Annotated in this window: 15 protein-coding genes and 1 pseudogene; all 16 read left to right on the top strand. The window is 62.3% G+C overall.

The features are described 5' to 3' along the window. Window positions 1-352 precede the first annotated feature (352 nt). The 16 genes and pseudogenes from PO883_RS32480 to PO883_RS35300 all read left to right on the top strand — a co-directional run bounded on the left by PO883_RS32480 (window position 353) and on the right by PO883_RS35300 (window position 17,596). A complete protein-coding gene (locus tag PO883_RS32480) occupies window positions 353-2,092 on the top strand; it encodes an IlvD/Edd family dehydratase (RefSeq protein ID WP_289313461.1) in 1,740 nt (579 codons plus the stop codon). A 110-nt stretch (window positions 2,093-2,202) separates the two neighbouring features. Next, window positions 2,203-3,195 carry an AraD1 family protein gene (araD1, locus tag PO883_RS32475; protein ID WP_289313460.1) on the top strand — a complete coding sequence of 331 codons (993 nt, stop codon included), beginning with the start codon at window positions 2,203-2,205 and terminating at the stop codon, window positions 3,193-3,195. Then, window positions 3,192-4,763: an aldehyde dehydrogenase (NADP(+)) gene (locus tag PO883_RS32470; protein WP_289313459.1), complete on the top strand. Its 1,572-nt coding sequence runs from the start codon at window positions 3,192-3,194 to the stop codon at window positions 4,761-4,763. Before araD1 ends, PO883_RS32470 begins: the two co-directional genes overlap by 4 nt. A 128-nt stretch (window positions 4,764-4,891) precedes the next feature. Then, window positions 4,892-5,657: pseudogene (locus PO883_RS32465) on the top strand (SDR family NAD(P)-dependent oxidoreductase). Window positions 5,658-5,704: 47 nt separating this feature from the next. Beyond that, entirely contained in the window at window positions 5,705-7,261 is a 1,557-nt protein-coding gene (locus PO883_RS32460; protein WP_289313458.1) for an alpha-N-arabinofuranosidase, read from the top strand. Between the two features lie 104 nt (window positions 7,262-7,365). Further along, on the top strand, window positions 7,366-8,379 hold the full coding sequence (locus PO883_RS32455; RefSeq protein WP_289313457.1) for an arabinan endo-1,5-alpha-L-arabinosidase: 1,014 nt from the start codon (window positions 7,366-7,368) through the stop codon (window positions 8,377-8,379). Continuing rightward, the gene (locus PO883_RS35305) at window positions 8,376-8,606 is read left to right on the top strand and encodes a hypothetical protein (RefSeq protein ID WP_373890129.1); all 231 of its coding nucleotides are present in this window, start codon (window positions 8,376-8,378) and stop codon (window positions 8,604-8,606) included. Before PO883_RS32455 ends, PO883_RS35305 begins: the two co-directional genes overlap by 4 nt. Continuing rightward, entirely contained in the window at window positions 8,576-9,103 is a 528-nt protein-coding gene (locus PO883_RS32450; RefSeq protein ID WP_289313456.1) for a DUF6805 domain-containing protein, read from the top strand. Before PO883_RS35305 ends, PO883_RS32450 begins: the two co-directional genes overlap by 31 nt. An 83-nt stretch (window positions 9,104-9,186) precedes the next feature. Then, window positions 9,187-10,146, top strand: coding sequence for an ABC transporter substrate-binding protein (locus PO883_RS32445; protein WP_289313455.1), 960 nt, complete (start codon window positions 9,187-9,189; stop codon window positions 10,144-10,146). Window positions 10,147-10,166: 20 nt separating this feature from the next. Further along, window positions 10,167-11,681 carry a sugar ABC transporter ATP-binding protein gene (locus PO883_RS32440; protein WP_289313454.1) on the top strand — a complete coding sequence of 505 codons (1,515 nt, stop codon included), beginning with the start codon at window positions 10,167-10,169 and terminating at the stop codon, window positions 11,679-11,681. After that, complete coding sequence (locus tag PO883_RS32435) at window positions 11,681-12,721, top strand: ABC transporter permease (RefSeq protein ID WP_289313453.1); 1,041 nt, start codon at window positions 11,681-11,683, stop codon at window positions 12,719-12,721. The genes PO883_RS32440 and PO883_RS32435 overlap by 1 nt, the downstream gene beginning before the upstream one ends. Continuing rightward, a complete protein-coding gene (gene yjfF / locus PO883_RS32430) occupies window positions 12,718-13,680 on the top strand; it encodes a galactofuranose ABC transporter, permease protein YjfF (RefSeq protein ID WP_289313452.1) in 963 nt (320 codons plus the stop codon). The genes PO883_RS32435 and yjfF overlap by 4 nt, the downstream gene beginning before the upstream one ends. A gap of 88 nt (window positions 13,681-13,768) precedes the next feature. Continuing rightward, window positions 13,769-14,722, top strand: coding sequence for a glycoside hydrolase family 43 protein (locus PO883_RS32425; RefSeq protein WP_289313451.1), 954 nt, complete (start codon window positions 13,769-13,771; stop codon window positions 14,720-14,722). Window positions 14,723-14,779: 57 nt separating this feature from the next. Beyond that, complete coding sequence (locus PO883_RS32420; RefSeq protein WP_289313462.1) at window positions 14,780-15,721, top strand: LysR family transcriptional regulator; 942 nt, start codon at window positions 14,780-14,782, stop codon at window positions 15,719-15,721. 28 nt (window positions 15,722-15,749) lie between these two features. Next, window positions 15,750-16,253: an acyl-CoA thioesterase gene (locus PO883_RS32415; protein ID WP_289313450.1), complete on the top strand. Its 504-nt coding sequence runs from the start codon at window positions 15,750-15,752 to the stop codon at window positions 16,251-16,253. A 56-nt stretch (window positions 16,254-16,309) separates the two neighbouring features. After that, window positions 16,310-17,596: an OmpA family protein gene (locus PO883_RS35300; protein ID WP_373890128.1), complete on the top strand. Its 1,287-nt coding sequence runs from the start codon at window positions 16,310-16,312 to the stop codon at window positions 17,594-17,596. The last annotated feature ends 54 nt before the right edge of the window (window positions 17,597-17,650 follow it).

Raw genomic sequence — 17,650 nt, 5'->3', positions numbered from 1 at the left:
CTAGGGGCAAAGGCTCATGTCCTTTGCGCCGGAAAGCCAGATCCCGACTGCGCCCTTCCAGGGGCGTATGGTTTGGAGTGGAAATTGTTTCTATAATGCAATAGTGTCTGCGGCAGGCTCAAGCCGGAAACGCGTAGTGAACGGGCCCATTTCCCTGGCGGGTAGTGGGCCTGTTTTGGTCGCCATGGCATCGGCCATCCCTGTGGCCGGCACGCCGATTAATACCATAATCGATATCACTATCGCAGAAAAAGTGATTGGAAAGGCATCCCAAGAATCTTTAGTATTCCTCTATCGCTGACCGAACGACGACATGAGTTCGAGGTGGCATCAGAATAAACAGGAGGAATACATGTCTGAGACGAAGAAGCCGAAACTGCGCTCCGCGCAGTGGTTTGGTACCCAGGATAAAAACGGTTTCATGTACCGCAGCTGGATGAAAAACCAGGGCATTCCCGACCACGAGTTTCAAGGCAAGCCGATCATCGGCATTTGCAATACCTGGTCCGAACTGACTCCCTGCAACGCGCATTTCCGCCAATTGGCCGAACACGTCAAGAAGGGCATTCTCGAAGCCGGCGGTTTCCCGGTCGAATTCCCGGTGTTTTCCAACGGCGAATCGAACCTGCGCCCGACTGCCATGCTCACCCGTAACCTGGCCAGCATGGATGTGGAAGAATCGATCCGCGGCAATCCGATGGATGCGGTGGTGCTGCTGGTCGGCTGCGACAAGACCACGCCGGCCCTGCTGATGGGTGCCGCCAGCGTGGACCTGCCGACCATCGTCGTCAGCGGCGGCCCCATGCTCAACGGTAAGCTGAACGGCAAGAATATCGGTTCCGGCACCGCCGTCTGGCAGTTGCACGAACAGATGAAGGCCGGCACCATCACCCTGCACCAGTTCATGTCCGCCGAATCCGGCATGTCGCGCTCGGCCGGCACCTGCAACACCATGGGTACGGCCTCGACCATGGCCTGCATGGCCGAAGCGCTCGGCACCTCGCTGCCGCACAACGCCGCCATCCCCGCAGTCGATTCGCGCCGCTATGTGCTGGCCCATATGTCGGGCATCCGCATCGTCGAGATGGTGCAGGAAGACTTGCGCCTGTCCAAGATCCTGACGCGCGCAGCGTTCGAGAACGCGATCAAGGTCAACGCCGCCATCGGTGGCTCGACCAACGCCGTGATCCACCTGAAAGCGATTGCCGGCCGCATCGGCGTGCCGCTCGAACTGGAAGACTGGACCGCCATCGGCAAGGGCACTCCGACCATCGTCGACCTGCTGCCATCCGGCCGCTTCCTGATGGAAGAGTTTTACTATGCCGGCGGCTTGCCGGGCGCGATCCGCCGCCTGGGCGAAGGCAAGCTGCTGCCGCACAAGAGCGCGCTGACCGTCAACGGCAAGAGCCTGTGGCAGAACTGCGAAGAAGCACCGATCTATGACGACGAGGTGATCCGTCCGCTGGACAAGCCGCTGATCGAGGATGGCGGCATCTGCATCCTGCGCGGCAACCTGGCGCCGCGTGGCGCCGTGCTCAAGCCGTCGGCCGCCTCGCCGCACCTGATGAAGCACAGCGGCAAGGCCGTCGTGTTCGAGGATTTCGATCACTACAAGAGCCGCATCCTCGATCCGGACCTGGATGTCGATGCCGATTCGATCCTGGTGATGAAAAATTGCGGACCGAAAGGCTATCCCGGCATGGCGGAAGTGGGCAACATGGGCTTGCCGCCCAAGCTGCTGGCCCAGGGCATCGCCGACATGGTGCGCATTTCGGACGCGCGCATGAGCGGCACCGCCTACGGCACCGTGGTGCTGCACGTGGCGCCGGAAGCGATGGCCGGCGGACCGCTGGGCATCGTGCAAGATGGCGACGTCATCGCGCTCGACTGCCACAACGGTAGCCTGAACCTGGAAATTTCGGATGAAGAAATGGCCAGCCGCCTGGCCGCCCGTGCCGGATCGCAAGCGCCGGTGGCCAAGAGCGGCTACCAGAAGCTCTATATCGACCACGTGCTGCAAGCCGATGAAGGCTGCGACTTCGACTTCCTGCTCGGCAGCCGCGGTTCGGCCGTCCCACGCCATTCCCATTAAAGCGCCCGGTGCCGGCCTGACATCCGGACACGGGCTTATCCGCTTAGCGCTTGAGCCTGTGTCCATTTGCCGGAGCCGACGCCGCAGGCTTGTCATTACCGGAAATCACCATGTTACTCGTCCAATTTACCAATGACGCCGGCGCGCGCCGCGTTGCCGTGCTTGAGCAAGACCGGCTGCGCGTCGTCGATGGCTACGCCAGCACCTATGCCCTGGCGCGCCAGGCGATCGCCAGCAAGACCAAGCTGGCCGAACTGGCGGGCGCCGCCATCGGTTCCGAACTGCACTCCTACGACATCGTCGCTAGCTCGGGCCGCCTGCTGGCCCCGCTCGACCATGCCGATGCGGCCCATTGCTACGTCACCGGTACCGGCCTGACCCACCTCGGCAGCGCCGACACGCGCGACGCGATGCACAAGAAGATCGGCGGCGATGTCGAGACCCTGAGCGACAGCATGAAAATGTTCCGTATGGGCGTGGAAGGCGGCAAGCCGGCCGAGGGCGCGCGCGGCGTCCAGCCGGAATGGTTCTACAAGGGCGACGGCTCGGTGGTGCGCGCCAGCGGCCAGCCTTTGCTGATGCCCGACTTCGCCCTCGATGGCGGCGAAGAGCCGGAAATCGCCGGCCTGTACCTGATCGGCGACGATGGCCAGCCGCACCGCCTGGGTTACGCCATCGGCAATGAATTTTCGGACCACGTGACCGAGCGCCAGAATTATCTGTACCTGGCCCATTCCAAGCTGCGCAATTGCGGCCTGGGCCCCGCTTTGCTGGTGGGCGAACTGCCTCTTCATGTGGCCGGCACCTCGCGCATCATCGCGGCCGACGGCAAGGTGCGCTGGGAAAAGGCGTTCGTCAGCGGCGAGCAGAATATGTCGCACTCGATCACCAACCTGGAATACCACCATTTCAAATACGGCCTGTTCAACCGCGCCGGCGATGTCCACATCCATTTCTTCGGCAGCGCCACCTTGAGCGTGGCCGACAACATCACGGTCCTGGCCGGCGAAACGTTCGAGATCGCGTCTCCGGTCTTCGGTCCGGCCCTGCGCAACCGCCTCGACCGCGAAACATCCACCTTTACGAAAGTGAACGCTTTATGACCATGACCGGTGCAGCACTGATTGGCGGACACGCAGTTCGCGGCAATGGCGGCGCATTCCAGGCATTCGACCCGGCCACCCGCGCGCCGATCGAACCATCTTTCCACCTGGTCGATGCCGCCCAGATCGACGAGGCTTGCCGCCTGGCGGAGGCCGCGTTCGACCCATTCCGCGCCACCAGCAACGAGGCACGCGCGACGTTCCTGGAAACCATCGGCGCCCAGATCCTGGAACTCGGCGACGAGCTGATCGTGCGCGCGATGACGGAATCGGGCCTGCCGCGTGCCCGCCTCGAAGGCGAGCGTGGCCGCACCATGGGCCAGCTCAAGCTGTTCGCCGACCTGCTGCGCGAAGGCTCGTGGGCCGATGTGCGTATTGACAGCGCCTTGCCTGGCCGTCAGCCCTTGCCGCGTCCCGACCTGCGCCTGCGCATGATCGGGCTGGGTCCGGTTGCAGTATTCGCGGCGAGTAACTTCCCGCTGGCGTTTTCGGTGGCTGGCGGCGACACGGCTGGCGCGCTGGCAGCCGGTTGCCCGGTTGTGCTGAAAGCCCATTCCGCCCATCCGGGCACGTCCGAACTGGTAGCGCGCGCCGTGGTCAAGGCGATTGAACTGTGCAAGCTGCCGGCCGGCGTGTTCGCGCTGCTGACCGGTACCGGCAACGGCATCGGCCAGGCTCTGGTGGCGCATCCATCGATCAAGGCGGTCGGCTTTACCGGTTCGCGTTCCGGCGGACAAGCGCTGATGGCCGTGGCCGCCGCGCGTGCGCAGCCGATTCCCGTGTATGCGGAAATGAGCAGCATCAATCCCTTTTTCCTGATGCCGGAAGCGCTGGCCGCGCGCGGCGAGCAGATCGCTACTGCCTTTGCCGCGTCGATGACGATGGGCGTAGGCCAGTTCTGCACCAATCCGGGCCTCGTGCTCGGCTTGAAGGGACCGGACTTCGACCGCTTTGCCGACAAGGCCGCGCAGGCGCTGTCAAGCATCGAAGCGGGGATCATGCTGACGGCGGGTATCGCTTCGGCGTATCAGAGCGGCGTGCACAAGCTGGCGCAGCACGCGGCGGTGGATGCCTTGAAGGAAGCGATGCACACGGAAGGCAAGGGCGGTCCCGCGCTGTTCCGTACCAGCGGCAAGGCATTCCTGACCGAACCAGCGCTGCATGGCGAGATTTTCGGGCCGGCATCCTTGCTGGTCGCTTGCGACAGCGTCGATGAAATGCGCGCCATCACCGAAAGCCTGGAAGGCCAGTTGACGGCCACGGTGCAGATGGATGAGGGCGATACGGAACTGGTGCGTGCCTTGCTGCCTGTGCTGGAACGCAAAGCCGGGCGGATTCTGGCCAACGGCATGCCGACTGGCGTGGAAGTGTCGACCGCGATGGTGCATGGCGGACCGTTTCCTGCAACCTCGGATGGGCGCAGCAGCTCGGTGGGAACGGCGGCGATCCAGCGCTTCCTGCGGCCGGTGTGCTACCAGAACCTGGCGCAGGGTTTGTTGCCAGACGTGCTGCGTGACGATAATGTGGGCGTATGGCGCCGGCGGGATGGGGCGTTGACGAAGGCTTGAGCATCCGTTCACGGTAATGCTGTCTTTCCCGTTACGTTCTGCTGCGTCGTTCCCTCCGAGTGCCGCCTTGGCGCCGGAACGACGGGGGAAGGCGCGGGGGCGACGCTTGGTAAATAGTTGGAGAAAATATGAAAAAAACAGCCACCTACCCGAGCCTTCAAGGCAAACGGGTCTTCATCACCGGCGGCGGCACCGGCATCGGCGAGTCGCTGGTGGCCTCCTTCGCCGCCCAGGGCGCGCAGGTCGCCTTCGTCGACATCGTGCGACGCCAGCGCAGCGCTGTGCCTGCGCATCGCCGCATCCGGCGCGCCGGCGCCGCTCTTCCGCTACTGCGACATCACGGATATCCCGGCCCTGCAAGCCACGATGGCCGAGCTGGCAGCCCAGCTGGGCGACTTCGACATCCTGGTCAACAACGCGGCCAACGACCAGCGCCACCAGACCGAAGAAGTCAGCGTTGAATTCTACGACCAGCGCATCGCCATCAACCAGCGCCCCATGTTTTTCACCTGCCAGACGGTACTGGGCGGCATGAAGAACAAGGGCGCCGGTTCCATCATCAACGTCGGTTCCATGTCGTGGCACGCCAAGAACGGCGGCTACCCGGTGTACGCGGCCACCAAGGCGGCCACGGTGGGCTTGACCCGTGGCCTGGCGCGCGACTTCGGCGCCCATGGCATCCGCGTCAACACGGTCACGCCCGGCTGGGTGATGACCCAGCGCCAGCTCGACCTGTGGGTGGACGACGCCGGCAAGGCCGACATCAAGCGCAACCAGTGCCTGCCCGGTCCGCTGATGCCGGACGACATATCGGCCATGATCCTGTTCCTCGCGTCCGACGACAGCGCCATGTGCACCGGGCAGGATTTCATCGTCGATGCCGGCTGGATCTAAAACCGCTTTCACGTACTAGCCAAAATAAAAACGATTCAGGAGACAGCATGAACATCATCAAACAAAGCATCGCCGCCATCAGTTTGGTCACCATCAGCGCGTGGCCCGCGTTCGCCGCCAATCAGGTCAGTGTGACGATCGATGCCGGCAAGCCGGGTCCGGTCATCAACAAGAATGTCTACGGCCAATTCGCCGAACACCTCGGTACCGGCATCTACGAAGGCATGTACGTCGGCACCAGCTCGAAAATTCCGAACACCAAGGGCTGGCGCAATGACGTCGTCGGCGCCCTCAAGCAATTGCACGTGCCGCTGGTGCGCTGGCCGGGCGGCTGCTTCGCTGATGAATACCACTGGAAAGACGGCGTTGGCCCGCGCGCCAAGCGGCCGGTCAAGGTCAATACCAACTGGGGCGGCGTGGAAGAGAGCAACGCCGTCGGCACGCACGAATTCTTCGACCTGGTCGATTTGCTGGGGGCCGACGCCTACGTGAACGGCAACCTCGGCTCCGGCAGCGTGCAGGAAATGGCGGACTGGGTCGAGTACATGACGTCCGACAGCAAATCGAGCCTGGCCAATCTGCGCCGCAAGAATGGCCGCGAGAAACCGTTCAAGGTGGCGTATTTCGCGATCGGTAACGAAGCCTGGGGTTGCGGCGGCAATATGACGCCTGAGCACTACACCAATCTGTACAAGAATTACGAAACGATGCTCAAGGCGCCGAAGGAAAGCCGGCCGTTGATGATCGCCAGCGGCGGCAACGACGACGATACCAAGTGGACCGACGTGATCAGCAAGAATGCGAAGGCCCAGACCTCGGGCATCAGCTTCCACTATTACACTATTCCGACTGGCAAGTGGGAAGGCAAGGGCGCGGCCACCGGTTTTGCCGAGCCGCACTGGATTTCGACCCTGGCGAACACCTTGAAAATCGAGTCGATGATCAAGAACAACGTCGCGGTGCTGGACAAGAACGATCCGGAGAAAAAGATCGGCCTGTACGTGGATGAATGGGGCACCTGGTACGACGTGGAAACCGGCACCACGCCGGGCTTCCTGTACCAGCAGAACACGCTGCGCGACGCGGTGGTGGCTGCGCTCAACTTCAATATTTTTCACCAGCACGCCGACCGCGTCCAGATGACCAATATTGCGCAGATGGTCAATGTGCTGCAGGCCATGATCCTGACGGAAAAGGACAAGATGCTCCTGACCCCGACGTATCACGCTTTCCACATGTATGTGCCGTTCCAGGATGCGACCTCGCTGCCGGTGACGGTGGCGGACGACAAGGCCTACACGCTGGGTGAGGCGACGATTCCGGGGATCAGTGCTTCGGCGGCGCGTGCCAAGGATGGCAAGCTGTACCTGTCGCTGGTGAATACGAATCCGGGCCAGCCGGCTGATGTGGTAGTGAATGTGGCGGGCAAGCAGTTGGCGGGTGCAAATGGCCGCGTGCTGACGGCAACGGCGATGGATGCGCACAACACCTTCCAGAACCCGCAGGCCATCAAACCGGCGCCGTTCAGTGCGAAAGCGAGTGGCGATAAGCTGACGGTGACGGTGCCGGCGAAAGCTGTGGTGGTGGTTGCCTTGGAAGACTAACCAGCCCATCCTTATACCTTTTACCTTTTACCTTTACCCTGCGCTCCGTCATTCCCGCGCCGCCTTGGCGCGGGAACGACGTATTTTCGTTCTTGGGAATTATTATGCGTCCACCGATCCAAGCCCTTGTCTTCATCACCAGCCTGATCTTCACCACCGCCACCCACGCCAAACAAGTCAGCGTCCACGACCCCGTCCTGGCCAAGGAAGGCAACACCTTCTACCTGTTCAGCACCGGCCCCGGCATCACCTTCTACAGTTCCACCGACATGCGCGACTGGAAGGAAGAAGGCCGCGTCTTCCCCGGCGAACCTGCCTGGGCCAAAAAGGCCGCCCCGACCTTCAACGACCACATCTGGGCGCCGGACATCTCCTTCCACAACGGTAAATACTACCTCTACTACTCCGTCTCCGGTTTCGGCAAAAACACCTCCGGCATCGGCGTCACCACCAACGCCACCCTGAACCCGCGCGCGGCCAACTATCAATGGCAAGACCAGGGCATGGTCCTGCAATCGATCCCCGGGCGCGACAACTGGAACGCCATCGACCCCAACATCGTCGCCGACAGCGGCGGCACGCCGTGGATGTCGTTCGGCTCGTTCTGGAGCGGCATCAAACTGGTCAAGCTGGACGCCTCCCGCACCCGCCTGGCCGAGCCGCAGGCATGGCACACCATTGCCCAGCGTACGCGGCCGGCCGGCGTTCCGGAGGAAGATGCGGGCCCGGCGGAAATCGAAGCCCCGCACATCCTCGAGAAGAATGGCTACTACTATCTATTCGTCTCCTGGGGCCTGTGCTGCAAGAAAGAAGCGAGCACCTACCACGTGGTAATGGGCCGCTCGAAAGGCGTCACCGGACCCTACCTCGACCGTGCCGGCAAGGACATGGCCAAGGGCGGCGGTTCGCTGCTCATCGAGGGCAATGCGCAGTGGAAGGGTGTCGGCCACAACAGCGCCTACACCATCGACGGCAAGGACTTGCTGGTCATGCACGCCTACGAAACGGCGGACAATTACCTGCAAAAGCTCAAAATCCTCGACATGAAATGGGACAAGGATGGCTGGCCATCAGTCGACCCGAAAGACCTTGACCGCTATCAGAGCAAGCAACAATAAGGCGCCATGAGACACCTCCTTGCACCCGCTTTCCGGACGACGGCAAGACGCGGCTGACGATTGAATCGGACCAGCAATTCGCGCTCAAGCTGCGCTATCCGGGCTGGGTCAGGCGCGGGGCGATGCAAGTAAAGGTCAATGGCACGGCGGTAACGGTCGACGGCGGGCCGGGTGCGTACGTCAGCTGGTGGCGCGCGTGGCTTCGACGCCAGCCAATCTGGCGCTGACGCAGGCGGCAACGGCGCGCGGCGAGGCGCAACGGCTGGCGCTGGACGCGCTGACCATCGATCAGGTGGCAGCGGGCGAGCAGCAGCCGGAGTCGGATCACGGCTACCAGGCGGACGGCGGCGATGCGGGCGTGAACAAGGGCCGCCATTGGCGCCATGCGAGCGGCTGGTTCAGCTATGCGCTGAACGACCCCACGCTGGAAGCGGCTGCGCTCAGGCTCAGTTTCTCGACGCTGGATGCGGGACGCGAGTTTGACGTGCTGCTCACTGGCGCGACGATTGCCGCGGTGGAGCTCGATGCGCCACCGGGGCAAGCGATGTATACACGCGATGTTGCAATTCCGACGGCAATGGTCGCAGCCTCGGGTGGAAAACTGGTCGTGAAATTCGTGGCCAGGCCGGGGGCGATAGCGGGCGGATTGCATGGACTCGGGCTATTGCGCGGGGCTCAGCAAGGAGAGATACCGATTTCGATATCTCATACGTCAAAAAATTGATTGGATGGCTATGTGACTTTCTCCTAACATACAATAATAAAACGGAGTCCCGAATTCCCCCCTACAAAAACAGGAGACAACATATGAACACCACCCGCAGGGCCGTTCTGGCCACCGCATTGCTCGGCGCTTTCACCACCTTTCCCGCGCTGGCCGCCAAACCACTGACCATCGGCTTTTCCCAGGTCGGCGCCGAAAGCGAATGGCGCACCGCCAATACCCTGTCGATCAAGGATGCCGCCAAGAAGGAAGGCGTCAACCTGAAGTTTGCCGACGCCCAGCAGCGCCAGGAAAACCAGGTCAAGGCGATCCGCTCCTTCATCGCCCAGCGCGTCGACGTGATCGCCTTCTCGCCGGTGGTGGAATCGGGCTGGGAAACCGTGCTGCGCGAAGCCAGGGACGCCAAAATCCCCGTCATCCTCACCGATCGTGCCGTCAACGTGACCGATCAGTCGCTGTATGCCGCCTTCATCGGTTCCGACTTCGTCGAGGAAGGCCGCCGCGCCGGCCGCTGGCTCATCGAACGCGCCGCCAAAACCCCGGATCGCACCTTTAACATCGTCGAACTCCAGGGCACCGTCGGCTCGGCACCTGCCATCGACCGCAAGAACGGCTTTGCCGAAGTCATCGCCGCCAATCCCAAGCTGAAAATCACGCGCTCCCAGACCGGCGACTTCACCCGCGCCAAGGGCAAGGAAGTGATGGAAGCTTTCCTCAAGGCGCAAGGCAAGAGCATTAATGTGCTCTACGCGCACAACGACGACATGGCCATCGGCGCCATCCAGGCGATCGAAGAGGCCGGCCTGAAACCCGGCGTCGATATCCTGGTGATTTCGATCGACGGCGTCAAAGGCGCGTTCCAGGCCATGATCGCCGGCAAGATGAACGTCACCGTCGAGTGCAGCCCGCTGCTCGGACCGCAGCTGATGTTGATCGCGCGCGACGTGGTGGCAGGCAAGCCTGTGCCGAAGCGCATCACAACGGTCGAGGGCGTGTTCCCGGCTGAAGTGGCTGCCAAGGAACTGCCAAACCGCAAATACTAGGCTGGGACATGAGTCAGGCAATGCAAGCCGATTCTCCGGTGCTGGAGCTGCGCGGCATCAGCAAGCAGTTTCCCGGTGTGAAGGCACTCAGCGACGTGGGCCTTCAGCTGTATCCGGGGGAAGTCCACACCCTGATGGGCCAGAACGGGGCCGGCAAGTCGACCCTGATCAAGGTGCTCACCGGCGTGTATGCACCCGACAGCGGCACCATCATGATGGAAGGGCAGGAGATCCGCCCGGGCTCGACCCAGGATGCGCAGCGCCTCGGCATCAGCACGGTGTATCAGGAAGTGAACCTGTGCCCGAACCTGTCGGTGGCCGAGAACATTTTCATCGGCCGCTATCCGCGCAAGTTCGGCATGGTGGACTGGACCGGCATGCGGACGCAGGCTGCCATCTTGCTGGAACAGCTGGAAGTGCGCATCGACGTGCGCGCCCAGTTGTCCAGCTTTCCGCTGGCGATCCAGCAGATGGTGGCGATTTCCCGCGCGCTGAACATTTCCGCGCGCGTACTCATTCTCGACGAACCGACATCCAGCCTGGACGAGGCGGAAGTGCAGTTGCTGTTTCGCGTGCTGCGCAAGCTGCGCGAGCAGGGCATGGCGATCCTGTTCGTCACCCACTTTCTCGACCAGACCTATGCGATTTCGGACCGCATCACCGTCATGCGCAACGGCGAACGCGAGGGTGAATACGCCTGCGCCGAGCTGTCGCGCCTGGCACTGGTGAACAAGATGGTCGGCGCGCCCGATGCCAGCGAGCACCCGGCCGAGATGGTCCATGCGAGCGCCGCGCAGGCGGCCCCGGCCACCTTGCTGCAAGCCCGCGCCCTGGGACGCAAGGGCGCGCTGGCGCCGCTCGACCTTGATATCCGTGCTGGCGAAATGCTGGGCCTGTGCGGCCTGCTCGGTTCCGGCCGCACCGAGGCGGCACGCCTGCTGTTCGGGGCCGACAAGGCCGACAGCGGCACGATCCGCATCGGCGAACGCACCCAGCCGTTCAGCTCGCCGCGCGAGGCCATCGAAGCCGGCATTGGCTTTTGCTCGGAAGACCGCAAGCATGAGGGCGCGATCCTGGCACTGTCGGTGCGCGAAAACATGATCCTGGCCTTGCAGGCGCGCGCCGGCATGCTGCGCGCGATCCCCTTGCGCCAGCAGCAGGCGCTGGCGCAAGACTATGTGAAGTGGCTGGGCATCAAAACGGCGGACATCGACACGCCGATTGGATCATTGTCCGGCGGGAATCAGCAAAAGGTGCTGCTGGCGCGCTGGCTGGTGAGCGCGCCGGCCATGCTGATCCTCGACGAACCCACGCGCGGCATCGACGTGCGCGCCAAACAGGAAATCATGGATTACGTTAGCGGACTTTGTCGCAAAGGGATGGCAATTCTGTTCATCTCCTCCGAACTCCCGGAAGTTCTGCGCTGTAGCGACCGGCTGGTCGTGATGCGCGACCGCAAGGCTTGCGGCGAGTACCAGCGCGGCGAACTGGACGATACGTCGGTGCTGCAAGTCATTGCGGGAGAAGCGGCGTGATGGCCGCACCGGCACAGGCCGCATCGAAGGACAGCACAACTCCCGCACTCGCAGCGCTGCTGCGCCATCCGCTGTTCCGTCCGCTGGCCGCGCTGGCGGTCCTGCTGCTGATCGATTTGGTCGCCATTCCCGGCTTCTTTCACCTGTCCATCAAGGATGGCCACCTGTACGGCAGCCTGGTCGACATCGTCAACCGCGCCGCGCCGCTGATGCTGGCCGCGCTCGGCATGACCTTGGTGATCGCCACGCGCGGCATCGACATTTCGGTCGGCGCCGTGGTGGCGCTGTCGGGCACGGTGGCTGCCATGCTGATCGGCGGCGGTCCGCAGGCTGAATTGCCGCTGATCTGGGCGATGGCGGCCGCCATGGGCGCGGCCCTGCTGTGCGGGCTGTGGAACGGGGTGCTGGTGTCAAGCCTGGGCTTGCAGCCCATCGTGGCCACCTTGATCCTGATGGTGGCGGGCCGGGGACTGGCGCAGTTGCTGACCGATGGGCAAATCGTCACCGTGTATTACGAACCCTTCTTTTTCCTCGGCGGCGGCTATTTTGCGGGCCTGCCGTTTTCGCTGACGGTGGTGGCTGTGGTGTTCGCGGTCATCGCGCTGATGATGCGTAAAACCGCGCTCGGCCTGTTCATCCAGGCGGTCGGCATCAACCCGGTGGCGGCGCGCCTGGCGGGCCTGAAGACCGCGTCGCTGATCATTTTTGTCTATGTGTTCTGCGCCGCCTGCGCCGGGCTGGCCGGGCTGATGATCAGTTCCAACACCAAGAGCGCGGATGCAAACAATGCCGGCCTGCTGCTCGAACTCGATGCGATCCTGGCCGTCACCCTGGGCGGCACCTCGCTGGCCGGGGGCAAGTTCAGCCTGGTCGGCAGCGTGATCGGCGCGCTCATCATCCAGGCCCTGACCTACACCATCTACTCGCTGGGCGTGCCGCCGGAAGTGAACATGGTGGTCAAGTCGGTGGTCGTGTTCCTGGTATGCCTGTCGCAATCGGCCGAGTTTAAGAAAATGTTTTCGCGTGCGAGGGCTGCATGAAATCGCCTTACTTTACTCCGCTGGTCACGGTCGTCCTGCTGTTGGCCATGCTCGGCATCGGCGGCGCCGTGTATCCCGGCTTGCTGTCGGTCCAGGTGATCCTGAATTTGCTGATCGATAACGCGTTCTTGCTGGTGCTGGCCATCGGCATGAGCTTTGTGATCCTGTCCGGCGGCATCGACCTGTCGGTCGGCTCGGTGCTGGCGCTGGCGACCATGATGTCGGCCTGGCTGCTGCAAGTGGCGCACTGGCCGCCGCAAGCGGTGATCGCGTTCGTGCTGGTGCTCGGCGCGCTGTTCGGCGGCGGCATGGGCGCGATGATTCATTACTTCAAGCTGCAACCGTTCATCGTGACCTTGGCCGGCATGTTCCTGGCGCGCGGGCTTTGCTACCTGATCAGCATTAACTCGATCACCATCGACGATCCGCTGTATTTGGCCATGTCGCAAACCCAGCTGGGGTTCTTGGGTGGCTTCGTCTCGCCGAGCGCGCTGATCGCGCTGCTGATGCTGGCGCTGGCCATTTTCCTGGCCCACTTTACCGCCTTCGGGCGCGGCGTGTACGCCATCGGCGGAAACGAACAGTCGGCCCTGATGATGGGTTTGCCGGTGGCACGCACCAAGGTGCTGGTGTACGCCTTCAGCGGCTTTTGCGCGGCGCTGGCCGGGGTGCTGTTCTCATTCTACATGCTGTCGGGCTATGGCCTGCATGCGCAGGGCACCGAGCTCGATGCCATCGCGGCGGTCGTCATCGGCGGCACCTTGCTCAGCGGCGGCTATGGCTATGTGGCGGGTGCGTTGTCCGGCGTGCTGGTGCTGGGCACGATCCAGACCTTGATCGCCTTCGACGGCACGCTCAGCTCGTGGTGGACCAAGATCGTCATCGGCGCCTTGCTGTTTGTGTTCTGCGTGGTCCAGCGCCTGATGGCCATGGGCGCGGCGCGGCGCGCGGCGGCCTGACGCGGCCCGGCCTGACGCGGCCCGGCCTGACCCGGCCCGGCCCGGCCTGACCCGACCTCATTCTAACTACCTGCAACAGGAGACAACATTGATCAAATTCGGATTGAGCGCACTCGCGCTCGGCTTCGCCACGGGCGTCGCCTCGGCGCCCAACCCCATCGTCAGCAATATCTTCACGGCCGATCCGGCGGCGCTGGTCGACAAGGGCCGCGTCTACTTGTACGTCGGCCATGACGAAGCGGAACCGGAAGGCAAGGATTACGTGATGAAGGAATGGCGCGTGTATTCCTCGTGCGATATGAAAACCTGGAAAGACCACGGCTCGCCGGTGCAGTATTCGACCTTCAAGTGGGCCGGGCGCGATGCCTGGGCGGGCGACGTTACCAAGCGCAACGGCAAATACTATTTTTATTCGACGGTCGACCACAAGACCATTCCCGGCAAGGCCATCGGCGTGGCCGTGTCCGACAGCCCGACCGGACCGTTCGTCGACGCGCGCGGCAGCGCCCTGGTGAGCAACGACATGACGAAACAGACCGACATCTTGTGGGATGACATCGACCCGGGTGTGTTCGTCGATACCGATGGCCAGGCCTGGCTGTATTGGGGCAACACCGTGCTCAAATACGCCAGGCTGAAGAGCAATATGACCGAGCTCGACGGGCCGATCATGAGCCATGCGATCGATTCCTTCACCGAAGCGCCTTATGTGCACAAGCGCGGCGCCACGTATTACCTGTCGTACTCGCGCTACTTTCCGGAAGAGATGGTCTACGCCACCAGCTCCAGCCCGGCCGGCCCGTGGACCTTCAAAGGCGTGATCATGGACAAGAACGAGAAGGTCAAGACGATTCACCAGGCCATCATCGACTTCAACGGCAAGTCCTACGTGTTCTATCACAACGCCACATTGCCCGGTGGCGGAGAATTCCGGCGTTCGGTGGCGGTGGAAGAGTTGCATTACGAGGCAGACGGTAGCATCCGGTTGGTGCCGCAGACGGCCGCCGGTCCGGCCGCCAACCCGTCGCCGGGCTGCCAATGATATCCGGATCGGTATGTTGCGATGCGTACCGATATTATTTAGGGGTATGATTCCATGATGGAGACACTCAACCCCAACTGGTTTTTGAAGGCGCGCCTGAAAACGCGTCAATTGCTGCTGCTGATCGCGCTAGACGACCACCGCAATATCCACCGTGCCGCCGAGGCGCTGCACATGACCCAGCCGGCGGCGTCGAAGCAGATCAAGGATCTGGAAGAGATGCTCGACGTTAAGCTGTTCGAGCGCTTGCCGCGTGGGATGGAGCCGACCATGTTCGGCGAAACCATGGTGCGCCACGCCCGCATGGCGCTGACCAGCCTGGCACTGGCGCATGACGATATCCTGGCCCTCAAGGCCGGGCTGGCGGGGCAGGTGGAGGTTGGCGTGATCATGACGCCCGCCATGGCGCTGCTGCCGCGTGCGATTGCGCGCATCAAGCAGCACGCGCCGATGCTGCGCATCGGCGCGCACGTGGAAGCGAGCAATATCCTGCTCGACAAGCTGCAGCACGGCACGCTCGACTTCATGATCGGGCGCATCCTGGAAAAAGAGAATTCCGCTGGCCTGATCTATGAAGAATTGAACGAGGAGCCGGCTTGCGCGGTCGTGCGGGTCGGCCATCCGCTGCTGGACGTCGCCAAGCTGGAGCTCAGGCACATCGCCGACCAGCCCTGGATCTTGCCGCCGCACGGCAGCATTTTGCGTCACCGTTTCGACATGATGTTCCGCCGCGCCGGACTCGACATACCTGTGAATGTGGTCGACACCACGGCGCTGCTCCTGATCACGGCGCTGTTGCAGCAGACCGATTCGCTGCACGTGATGCCGGTCGACGTGGCGCAGTATTACGCCTCGCTCAATGTGCTGAGCATCCTGCCGATCGAGTTGCCGTGCAAGATGGATGCCTTCGGTATCATCCGCCAGAAAGACCATTTGCTCTCGCCAGGCGCGGAACTGCTGCTGCAGGCGGTGCGCGATACCGCGCAGGAGATGGTGTGAGCCTTCCAATCACTTTTCGAGTACCTTCATGAGCAATCACATCAACCCCGTGCGACCGCGCGAGATCACCCTGCGTTTCCTGGCCGAGCCGACCGACGTCAATTTTGGCGGCAAGGTGCACGGCGGCGCCGTGATGAAATGGATCGACCAGGCCGGCTACGCCTGCGCGGTCGGCTGGAGCGGCTATTACTGCGTCACCGTGTATATCGGCGGCATCCGCTTCTATAAACCCATTTTCATTGGCCAAATCGTGGAAGTGAAGGCGATGCTTGTCCATACTGGCAACTCCAGCATGCACATTGCTATCGATGTGTCGGCCACGGAGCCGAAGACCGGCGCGCGCAAGCGCACCACGCGTTGCCTGATCGTGTTCGTGGCGGTGGACAATGCGGGCGACACCGTCAAGGTGCCGGCCTGGACCCCGGTGAGCGAGGATGACAAGCGCTTCGAGCAGTATGCGATCCACATGGCCGCGTTGCGTAAAGAGCAAGAAGACGAGTTGCAGGCGACTGAAACCGCCCCGCCAGTGTGACTGGCGCGCCACAGTTCGTGTTTTTTTGGTGAAAACTTTTCAATTTCCAGACAGTTATGTACGCTACCGAACCGAGCCACTGTTGTGGTTATAGAATAGTAGATACCGAGCTAAGCACAAATGCTTTAGCGATGACCAAATCAGCGATAAACCAACGGGTAGGCCTAATCTGCCCCAACACACAAACGAGAGAATACAACATGACCCTGACTAAGAAAATCGGTACTCTGAGCGCAATCGGCTTCGCCATGCTGGCAGGACAAGCATCGGCACAAGGCCAGTTCGTGAATCCGGAGTGGGCAAACAGCGCCACCTACATCGGCGCCGGTATCGGCCAGTCGCGCAGCTACACCAAGGCGGCTCCGGTGATCAAGAACCTGAATGCGCTGGGCGGTTCCGTCAATTCGTGGAATACCGACGAAAAAGACATGGGTTACAAACTGTTTGTCGGTAAGCAACTGAACCGTGTCTTCGCCGTCGAAGCCGGTTTCTTTGATCTGGGCAACTTCAACGTCAAAGCGGGCAGCTGCTGCGGCGTTCTCAATGCTGAACAGAAATACAAGGGCGTGAACCTGGACCTGATCGCGCAAGTGCCGATGGGCGAGCGTTTCTCGGTCTACGGCCGTGCCGGTATGCATTACACCAAGGCATCGACCCGCTTCACGGGTACCCGCGCTGTTGGCATGTTCGCAGGCGAAAAGAGCGAGAAGAAGCTGAATCCGAAATTCGGCGTGGGCCTGGAATACAAGTTCACCGAAGCGCTGGCACTGCGCGCCGAAGCTGAAAACTATCGCATCGACGACGCACTGCGCAGCAACGGCAACACCAAGCTGTACTCGATGAACCTGGTCTACAAGCTGGGCCGTCCGGCAGCATCGGCACCAGTTCCAGCACCGGCGCCAGCACCAGCGCCAATGCCGGAAGCCACGCCAGCGCCGGCACCAATGCCAGCACCAGCACCGGCGGCACCAGTGCCAGTGTCGGAAAAAGTCTCGTTCGCTGCTGAAGCCCTGTTCGACTTCGACAAATCGGTCGTCAAGGCAGAAGGCAAAGCGGCTCTGGATGATCTGCTGAACAAGCTGCAAGGCATGAACACCGAAGTCATGGTTACCGTTGGCCACACCGACTCGGTCGGTTCGGACGCGTACAACCAGAAACTGTCGCTGCGCCGCGCTGAAGCCGTGAAAGCCTACATCGTGTCGAAAGGCGTGGAAGCGTCGCGCGTCTACACCGAAGGCAAGGGCGAGTCCCAGCCAGTTGCTGACAACAAAACGGCAGAAGGCCGCGCTAAAAACCGTCGCGTGACGGTTGAAGTGGTCGGTACCCGTACCACCACCAAGTAATCTTCCGCTGCACTGAAAAGCCGCCGTGCCCGCAAGGGCTGGCGGCTTTTTTTA

Origin of the sequence: Massilia sp. DJPM01 (genome assembly GCF_030348125.1) — a bacterium.
GTDB lineage: Bacteria > Pseudomonadota > Gammaproteobacteria > Burkholderiales > Burkholderiaceae_D > Telluria_A > Telluria_A frigida.
Note: the sequence above shows the minus strand (reverse complement) of the source record. Positions and strands in the feature narration are given on the sequence as shown.

Coding starts and splice junctions, on each gene's coding strand:
- PO883_RS32480 (WP_289313461.1), top strand. CDS start 353: ATGTCTGAGACGAAGAAGCCGAAACTGCGCTCCGCGCAGTGGTTTGGT.
- araD1 (WP_289313460.1), top strand. CDS start 2,203: ATGTTACTCGTCCAATTTACCAATGACGCCGGCGCGCGCCGCGTTGCC.
- PO883_RS32470 (WP_289313459.1), top strand. CDS start 3,192: ATGACCATGACCGGTGCAGCACTGATTGGCGGACACGCAGTTCGCGGC.
- PO883_RS32460 (WP_289313458.1), top strand. CDS start 5,705: ATGAACATCATCAAACAAAGCATCGCCGCCATCAGTTTGGTCACCATC.
- PO883_RS32455 (WP_289313457.1), top strand. CDS start 7,366: ATGCGTCCACCGATCCAAGCCCTTGTCTTCATCACCAGCCTGATCTTC.
- PO883_RS32445 (WP_289313455.1), top strand. CDS start 9,187: ATGAACACCACCCGCAGGGCCGTTCTGGCCACCGCATTGCTCGGCGCT.
- PO883_RS32440 (WP_289313454.1), top strand. CDS start 10,167: ATGCAAGCCGATTCTCCGGTGCTGGAGCTGCGCGGCATCAGCAAGCAG.
- PO883_RS32435 (WP_289313453.1), top strand. CDS start 11,681: ATGGCCGCACCGGCACAGGCCGCATCGAAGGACAGCACAACTCCCGCA.
- yjfF (WP_289313452.1), top strand. CDS start 12,718: ATGAAATCGCCTTACTTTACTCCGCTGGTCACGGTCGTCCTGCTGTTG.
- PO883_RS32420 (WP_289313462.1), top strand. CDS start 14,780: ATGGAGACACTCAACCCCAACTGGTTTTTGAAGGCGCGCCTGAAAACG.
- PO883_RS32415 (WP_289313450.1), top strand. CDS start 15,750: ATGAGCAATCACATCAACCCCGTGCGACCGCGCGAGATCACCCTGCGT.
- PO883_RS35300 (WP_373890128.1), top strand. CDS start 16,310: ATGTACGCTACCGAACCGAGCCACTGTTGTGGTTATAGAATAGTAGAT.